The organism is Caulobacter sp., from assembly GCF_035254145.1.
Taxonomy (GTDB): Bacteria; Pseudomonadota; Alphaproteobacteria; order Caulobacterales; family Caulobacteraceae; genus Caulobacter.
Genome location: NZ_DATFAV010000069.1, coordinates 1 through 7,472, shown reverse-complemented (window position 1 = coordinate 7,472; position 7,472 = coordinate 1). Strand labels below are relative to the sequence as shown.

Annotated in this window: 5 protein-coding genes; 2 read left to right on the top strand and 3 right to left on the bottom strand. The window is 72.6% G+C overall.

What is annotated here, in order from left to right; genetic code table 11:
- Positions 1-817: glutamate ligase domain-containing protein (locus tag VJ655_RS03830; protein ID WP_414646932.1), on the top strand; the 817-nt coding region annotated here is incomplete at its 5' end.
- An 85-nt stretch (positions 818-902) separates the two neighbouring features.
- Positions 903-1,010: a hypothetical protein gene (locus tag VJ655_RS03825; RefSeq protein ID WP_004617960.1), complete on the top strand. Its 108-nt coding sequence runs from the start codon at positions 903-905 to the stop codon at positions 1,008-1,010.
- A gap of 68 nt (positions 1,011-1,078) precedes the next feature.
- On the opposite strand, the gene trxA is transcribed toward VJ655_RS03825, so the two are convergent.
- The 3 genes from trxA to addB all read right to left on the bottom strand — a co-directional run.
- A complete protein-coding gene (gene trxA, locus VJ655_RS03820) occupies positions 1,079-1,411 on the bottom strand; it encodes a thioredoxin (protein WP_324098454.1) in 333 nt (110 codons plus the stop codon).
- 128 nt (positions 1,412-1,539) lie between these two features.
- Positions 1,540-5,001: a double-strand break repair helicase AddA gene (gene addA, locus VJ655_RS03815; RefSeq protein WP_324098446.1), complete on the bottom strand. Its 3,462-nt coding sequence runs from the start codon at positions 4,999-5,001 to the stop codon at positions 1,540-1,542.
- Between the two features lie 130 nt (positions 5,002-5,131).
- The coding region (gene addB / locus VJ655_RS03810; RefSeq protein ID WP_324098442.1) for a double-strand break repair protein AddB at positions 5,132-7,472 on the bottom strand (2,341 nt) is incomplete at its 5' end.

Genomic DNA, 7,472 nt, shown 5'->3' with positions numbered 1-7,472 from the left:
CATCGATCATCGCGAGTTCCTCGGCGACACCATCGCCAAGATCGCTGTCGAGAAGGCGGGGATCATCAAGCCGGACGCCCCGGTCGTCTCGGCCCGCCAGGATCCCGAGGCCGAGGACGTGATCGACACGGCCGCCGCCCTAGCCGGGGTCGAGTTGACCCTGATGGGCCGCGACTTCGACGCCTGGAGCGAGCGCGGCCGGCTGCTGGTCCAGATGCAGGACCGCCTGCTGGACCTGCCTGCGCCGTCCCTGCCCGGCGAGCACCAGTTCGCCAACGCCGGTCTCGCCGTCGCCGCCTTGCTGGCGCTGGGCGATCCGCGCATCGACGAGGCGGCCATGGGACGGGGGATCGCCGGCGCCGTCTGGCCCGCCCGCTTCCAGCGCCTGACCGCCGGGCCGCTGGCGGACCGCGCCAAGGCGGCCGGCGCCGACCTCTGGTTGGACGGTGGCCACAATCCGCACGCCGGCCGGGCGGTGTCTCGCGCCGTCGCTGACCTCGCCGCCCGCGACGGCCGGCCGGTGGCGCTGATCTCGGGCCTGCTGGCCAACAAGGACGCGCCCGGCTTCTTTGGCCCGTTCCGGGGCGTGGCGGCCAAGGTCTTCACCGTGACCTTCGAGGGCCATGCCGCCGCCAGCGCCGCCGAGACCGCCGCCTCGGCCGAGTTGGCCGGCCTGCGCGCCGCGGCCTGCGACAGCCTCGAGGACGCCCTCGATCGCGCGCTGCAGCTGGAGCCGACGCCCCACGTCCTGATCTGCGGCTCGCTCTATCTGGCGGGCGAAGTGCTGGCGATGAGTCCCGAGACTTGGCCGACCTAAACGCGTAAGGCTGACGAACGCCGATAGGGCGGCACGGCCCGCCGGACATCCTCGGCGTGCGCGCCCGCCCTGGCAGGAACCGCCGATGGCCAAGGGTCAGAAGAAGTCGAACAAGGAAATCCGCAAACCGAAGGCCGAGAAGAAGGCCCCGCCGGTCTCGGTCTCGCCGTTCATCGTGACGCCCAAGAAGTAGGGGCGACGAAAAACGCCCGCTCCGGCCGAACCGGAGCGGGCGTCTTCAATTCAATCCGGAAAGCCGCTTTAGGCCGGCTGGACGCCGGCTTCGTTCAGCCATTCCAGGATCTTCTGCTTGGGCATGGCGCCGACCTTCATCGAGGTCATCTGGCCGTCGCGGAACAGCATCATGGTCGGGATGCCGCGGACGCCGTAGCGCGACGGGGTCGTCGGGCTGTCCTCGATATTGACCTTGGCGACGGTGACGACGTCGGCCAACTCTTCGGAGATCTGCTCCAGCGCCGGGGCGATCTGCTTACAGGGGCCGCACCATTCGGCCCAGAAGTCGACCAGCACGGGCTTGCCCGACTTCAGGACGTCGGCTTCGAAGGTGGCGTCGGTCACCGCAACGGTGCTCATGGCTTGCTCCAGTCTGGCGTCGCGCGGCGGTGTCCGGCGCGGAGGACGCGGAAAATCCGAAAATGCCCAGATTCGGTCCGGGCGCTTGCACAAAGATGTAGGAGGACGACGCGCCTCCGGCAACGGGCTTAGGTCAGGCGGGCCAGGGCGCCGGCCATCACCTTTTCTGGAACCGGCATCAGTTTGGGGCCGTCCGTCCAGACCAGGGCGGCCTCGATCGCGCGCCCGGGGAACACTTCCCGCAGCACCGCGACATAGACGGCCATCTGGGCCAGATAGGCAGGATCGGCGTCCTCGATGCGGTCGGGCGAGGGGCGGTTGGTCTTGTAGTCGACGACCAGGACGCGAGCCTCGTCCACCACCAGCCGGTCCACCCGGCCCGAGACCGCGAGGCCGCGCGGCAGGTGGGCGCTGGTTCCGGCCAGGGCGACTTCGGCCCGCGAGCCCGGACCGAACACGGCGGCGAAGCGGGCGTCGTCCAGCACCCCGAACGCGGCGGCGACCATCTCCTGGCGCTGGTCGTCGGTCAGGTCGCGCTCGGCCGCCATTAGCCGGCGGGCGGCGTTGGGACGCTGGTCCGGCAGGAGGTCGGGCAGGATCTGCAGCAGCTTGTGGACCAGCTCCCCCCGGCGATAGCGGCCCAGGCCCGCGACGCGGGCCAGCGGCGAGGGGGCGGGAACGCGGGCGTTGTCCTCGATCCGCGACGGGGCGGCGTAGCGGGCGGCGGCGGGCTCCGGCGGCGCGGCCTGGATCATCCAACTCGGCGCGGCGGCGGGGACGCGGATCTCCGCCTCGACGCCCGGCGCGGGGGCCGGGTCGGGGCCGTAACGCAGGAAGGCGGCCTCGTCCTCACCGATCGTCCGCACGTGCGGGGCGATTTCGGCATGGGCGAAGGCGGCGCGGACGGCCGCGTACCAGCCGCCGACCTTGTCGTCCTTGGTGCGCGCGTCGATGCGGCCGCACAGGATCAGCCGGTCCCGCGCCCGGGTCAGGGCCACATAGAGCAGGCGAAGCGCCTCCTGGCTCTCCTTGTCCTCGCGCAGCTTGCGGGCCTTGGCCGAGGCGTCGCAGTCGCCCTTGCCGCTGGCGCACCACAAGAGCCCGCCGTCTTCGGTGACCAGCAGCGGTGAACCGCCGGCTCCGCGCTTGACCGTGGTTTCGGGCAGGAAGACGATCGGCGCCTCCAGCCCCTTGGAGCCGTGGGCGGTCATCACCCGCACCTCGCGGCGCGCGCCTTCCATCTCGCGCTTGACGATGATGTCGAGCGCGGCGAAGTCGGCGACCAGGGCTTCGAGGTCGCGCACCCCGCGCCGCTCGGCCTCCATCACCTGGGCCAGGAACTCGTCCAGCGCCTCTTCGGCCTCGGGGCCCAGGCGGGTCAGCACCTTGGCGCGGTGCGAGCGCCCGCCCGCGTCCGTCAGCCCCAGCCAGCTGGCGAAGAACTCGAACGGCTGTCGTTGGCGGCCCTCGGTGATCGCCCAGTCCAGCACCGCCCTGGCGGCCGCCCAGTCGGGGCGCTCCTCGGCCCGGCGGCGCAGCTCGGCCCACAGCGTGGCGCGGCGGCCTTTGGCGAGGGCGTAGACGTCTTCGTCGGTCAGCGAACAGAACGGCGTCTTCAAGAGGGCCGCCAGGGTCAGGTCATCGTCCGGGAACAGGATGAACCGTCCCAGGCCCAGCAGATCCTCGAAGGCGATGTGGCTGGACAGTGACAGCCGGTCGGCCCCGGCCACCGGCACGCCGCGCCGCTTCAAGGCCCGCAGGATCTCCTCGAACAGCACCTTGCGGCGGCGGACCAGGACGAGAATGTCGCCGGCGTGGGCGGCGCGATGGCGGCCCAGCTCCTTGTCGAACACCGCGTCGCCGCGCGACAGGATGGCGGCGGTCTCGGCGGCGATGGCCTCGGCCAGCCTGCGGTTGGCGCTGCGTTCGCCTTCCGCGTCGACCGGCGCCTCCCAGGCCTCGCGCTCCTCGCCCGGCGGTTCGCGGGTCAGGGGCCACAGGTCGACGCAGCCCGGATGACCGTGGCGGAACAGCTCGTGGCGGACAAGGTCGTGGCCGACCGGCGGCGGCACGCCCTCGCGTGTCTCGGGATCCGAGAACAGGGCGTCGACGAAGCTCAGCACTTCGTGCGTCGAGCGGTACGAAACCGTCAGCGGAACGCCCTTGCCCACAGCGCCGACAGCCTCGATGCGAGCGATGTAGCCCTGGGTTTCGATCAGCAGGCGCTGGGGATCGGCGCCCTGGAACGAATAGATCGACTGCTTCTCGTCGCCGACGATGAACAGCGTCCGTTCGGCGCGGCGACCGCTCCAGCCCTCCGACGTTTCGCCTGAGAAGAAGTCGGCGGTCAGGGCGCGCAGGATCTCCCACTGCTCGGGGGCGGTGTCCTGGGCCTCGTCCAGCAGGATGTGGTCGACGCCGCCGTCCAACTTGTAGAGCACCCAGGCGGCCTCGACCTTCTCGGTCAGCAGCACCTTGGTCTTGTCGATCAGGTCGGTGAAGTCGAGCGCCCCGCGCGCGTCCTTCTCGATCTGGTGGGAGGTGACGTAGAGCACCGCCAGCCGCAGGGCGCCCTCGGTGTCGTCGGCCACCCTGGCGGCGCGGATCCGCTCGCGGGCGGCCTCCAGCTTGGCCTGCTCCAGCAGCAGGGCGTCGCGCAGATCCTCGCGGCTTTTCAGGCCCGAGGTCTTGGCCGGCCAGGTCGCCGGCGTCCCTTCGCCGCCCTCGGTGAACAGGGCGCGCAAGGCCAGGTCGAGCGTTGCGTCCGGATCGCGAGCCACGGCGGCGAGGGCTTCTGCATATTTGGCGTCCTGCTTGCCGCCGCCGTCGAAGAGCAAGGTCGCGGCCGCCCGCCAGGCGCCGAGGTCCAGCCGCGCCATGGCCTTGGCCGCGAGATCGGCGGCCGAGGCCGGCTCGTCGAAGCCGCAACGGCGCCAGGCGTCGGCGATCGCCTCCGACAGGCCGCCGCAGCGGGCGACATAGGCCATGATCTGGCCGCGCCGGGTCTCGAAACCGGCGAACATGTTTTCGAAGCTCTGGAAGTCCAGCGCCACCGAGAACCGGGCGTAGGCCTGGGCGAAGGCGTCGTCGTGGCTGTCGACCCACGCGGCCGTGGCCCGGCGCGCGGCGCGGGCGATGGCCGCGCCGGCCTGGTCGTCCATCACCGTAAAGCCGGGCGAGACGCCGGCCTCCAGCGGGAAACGCCGCAGCAGCTTCTCGCAGAAGGCGTGGATGGTCTGGATCTTCAGGCCGCCGGGAGTCTCCAGCGCCTGGGCGAACAGGGCGCGGGCTTCCGAGAGGCGGCGGGCGTCGTAGATGGTGTCCGGTTCGCCGACCAGTCTGGCCAGTTCGGCGCGCAGGTCCGCGTCGCTGGTCACCGACCACTTGCCCAGGCGCTCGAACAGCCGGCGCTGCATCTCGGCGGCGGCGGCCTTGGTGTAGGTCACGCAAAGGATCGCTTCGGGCTGGACCTTGGCCAGCAGCAGGCGCGCGACCCGGTCGATCAGGGTCTTGGTCTTGCCCGAGCCGGCGTTGGCGGTGACGAAGGCCGAGATCGTAGGATCAGCGGCGATGCGCTGGGGGTCGTGCATCACAATCCTCCCCCTCTGGGAGAGGCGGTCCGAAGGACCGGAGGGGGGAAGAGTCCCGCCGATCGCGCTTTCCCCTCCGTCGGCTGCGCCGACACCTCCCCCGCTGGGGGGAGGATTTGGGCGAGCGCGATCATTCGCCCTCTCCGTCGTCGCCGCTGGTGGACCACTCGAACACCCGCGCCAGGTGGGCGTAGTCGCCGGGGTGCTCCTTGACGAACTGCGGGGCGACCCGCGAGCGGTAAGGTTCGGACGGGTCGTCGTAGCGGGCGATCAGGGTCGAGAGGCCTTCCAGGGCCTTGGTCGCGGCGGCGCTGGCCTCTTCGCCGGCCAAGGCGCGGACCTGTTCCTCGCCGGCCGGTCTACGCCCGGTGACCCGGACATAGGTCAGGTCGCCGGGGGCGAGGGCGCCCAGGTCGGGGAAGCCGCCGTGCATCAGGATCGCCGCCGTCAGGGTCAGCTGCGGTGAGAAGCCGGTGTCGACCTGCTTCTGCGAGGGCGCGGCGCCGGTCTTGTAGTCGAGGATGTGGGCCGTCCCGTCCGGCGTCGGCTCGATGCGATCGGCCTTGGCGGTCAGGGTGAAGGGGCGGCCGTTGATCGACAGCGCCAGCTCGCCCGTCGCCTCGACCACCACCTTGCGCGCGCTCGCGCGGCGATGGCGCTCCCACTCGGCGACCCACAGGGCGGCCTCGCGGGCCAGGGCCTTCTCGCGGGCCAGGGCGGTCGGCGGCATGCCCGCGGCGACCAGGGCCTCGATGTAGAACCGCTCGAACATGGCGGCCGCGTCGGCGGGGACGGCGTCGGGGAAGGTCTCGGCGAACTGTTCGAACGCCGTGTGAATGGCGGTGCCGCGCGCCCGGGCCTCGACCGGCTCGTCGGGGCGCTCCAGCGGATAGAGCTTGAGGATGTCGCGCGCCCAGACGGCGTAGGGGTCGCGGGTCAAGGCCTCGACGCGGGTGACGGCCATCCTGCGGGGGCGGTCCTCGACCGGTGGGACGGGGGCCGGACGGCCGATCGGGGCGTACGGACCGGGAGCGTCGAGGGCGCGGACCCAGTCCAGCACGTCGTCGCGGCGCGGCAGGGAAAGGCCCGCGCCGGCGGCCAGGGTCTTCAGCCGCCACAGCCAGCGCGACTCGACGGCCGGCGCGCCGCCGCGTCGCTCGCAGTGGACCAGCACCACGTCCGGCGCGCTGGCGGCCTGGGCGAAGTCATGGGCGGTAAGACCCACGCGGCGCTCGGGCGGAGGCAGGCCCAGGCGCGATCGCATGGGCCGCGACAGGAACGGGTCGATCGGCGCGCCCTGCGGCCAGACGCCTTCCTCCAGGCCCGCCAGCACCAGGCGGTCGGCGCGGACCAGACGGGCCTCGATGGCGCCCAGGATGCGCAGGCGTGGATGAGTGGCGCCGCCGACGCGGACGGTTTCCTCGTTGACCAGCCGGTCGAGAATGTCGGCGAAGGCCTGGGGCGAAGCGTCGGGCAGGGGCTCGCCGTCCTGGATCAGGGCCGCCATCAGAGCGCCCAGGCACTCGCCCGCCCCGCCGGCCCAAAGGCGATGCGGCGCGATCAGGCCTTCCAGCGCCTCGACCAGGGCCTTGGCCGCGTGGCAAGGGCGGGCGAAGCCTTCGGCGTAGGGCGCGGCGGCGTGATCGATCGCGGTCAGAACGCGTTCGGCCAGGGCCAGCGCGTTGGGGGTGTCCTCCAGCCGGGCGCGCAGCCCCTCGGCCGAGCCGGGCGCCGCGCCGCGCAGGCCCTTGCGCTCCAAGAGCGCGGCCGCGGGCGCCTCGTCCTCGTTCAGGACCAGAGGATGCTTGGCGACGGCTAGCAGGCGGACCGGATCCAGCGGCGCCTCGACCAGCCGGGCCAGATGCAGCGCTAGGATGGCCGAGCCGGCGGCGGCCAGCGGCGCGCCGGCCGAGCTGTCGGGGATCACGCCCCACCGCTGCAGGCGAGTCATCACCCGGCGGGCCAGGGTCTGGTCCGGGGTGACCAGGGCGGCGGTGCGCTCGGGATCCTCCAGCGCCTCGCGCAGGAGCAGGGCGCAGGCGCAGGCGGCTTCCTCTTCGGCGCGGGCGGCGATGACGGAAAAGCCCATCAGCCCCTCGGCGATCGGGTCCAGGTTCGGGGCCTCGGCGCGCAGGGCGGCGATCTGGGCCAGCCAGTCGGCGGTGGCCTCGGCCGGGCGCAGGGCCTCGTTGACGATCCGCCGCCGCCAGCGGCCCCGGCTGTCGACGTCGGCGACCCAGGCGCGGACGTCGGCGCGGGCGACCCCGGCGCGGTCCAGCAGGCGCTTCATCGCGCCCTGCGGATGCTGCTCGCCCTGGGAGCCCTCGATCTGGGTCCAGGCGGTGTCGGCGAGATCCTCGTCGAGGCCGGGCAGGACCACGGCGCCCTTGGGCGCGGCGGCGATGACGCGCAGCAGGTCGGCGGTGGCCGGGGCGGTGCCGGTCGAGCCGGCGGCGACCAGCACCTCGGTC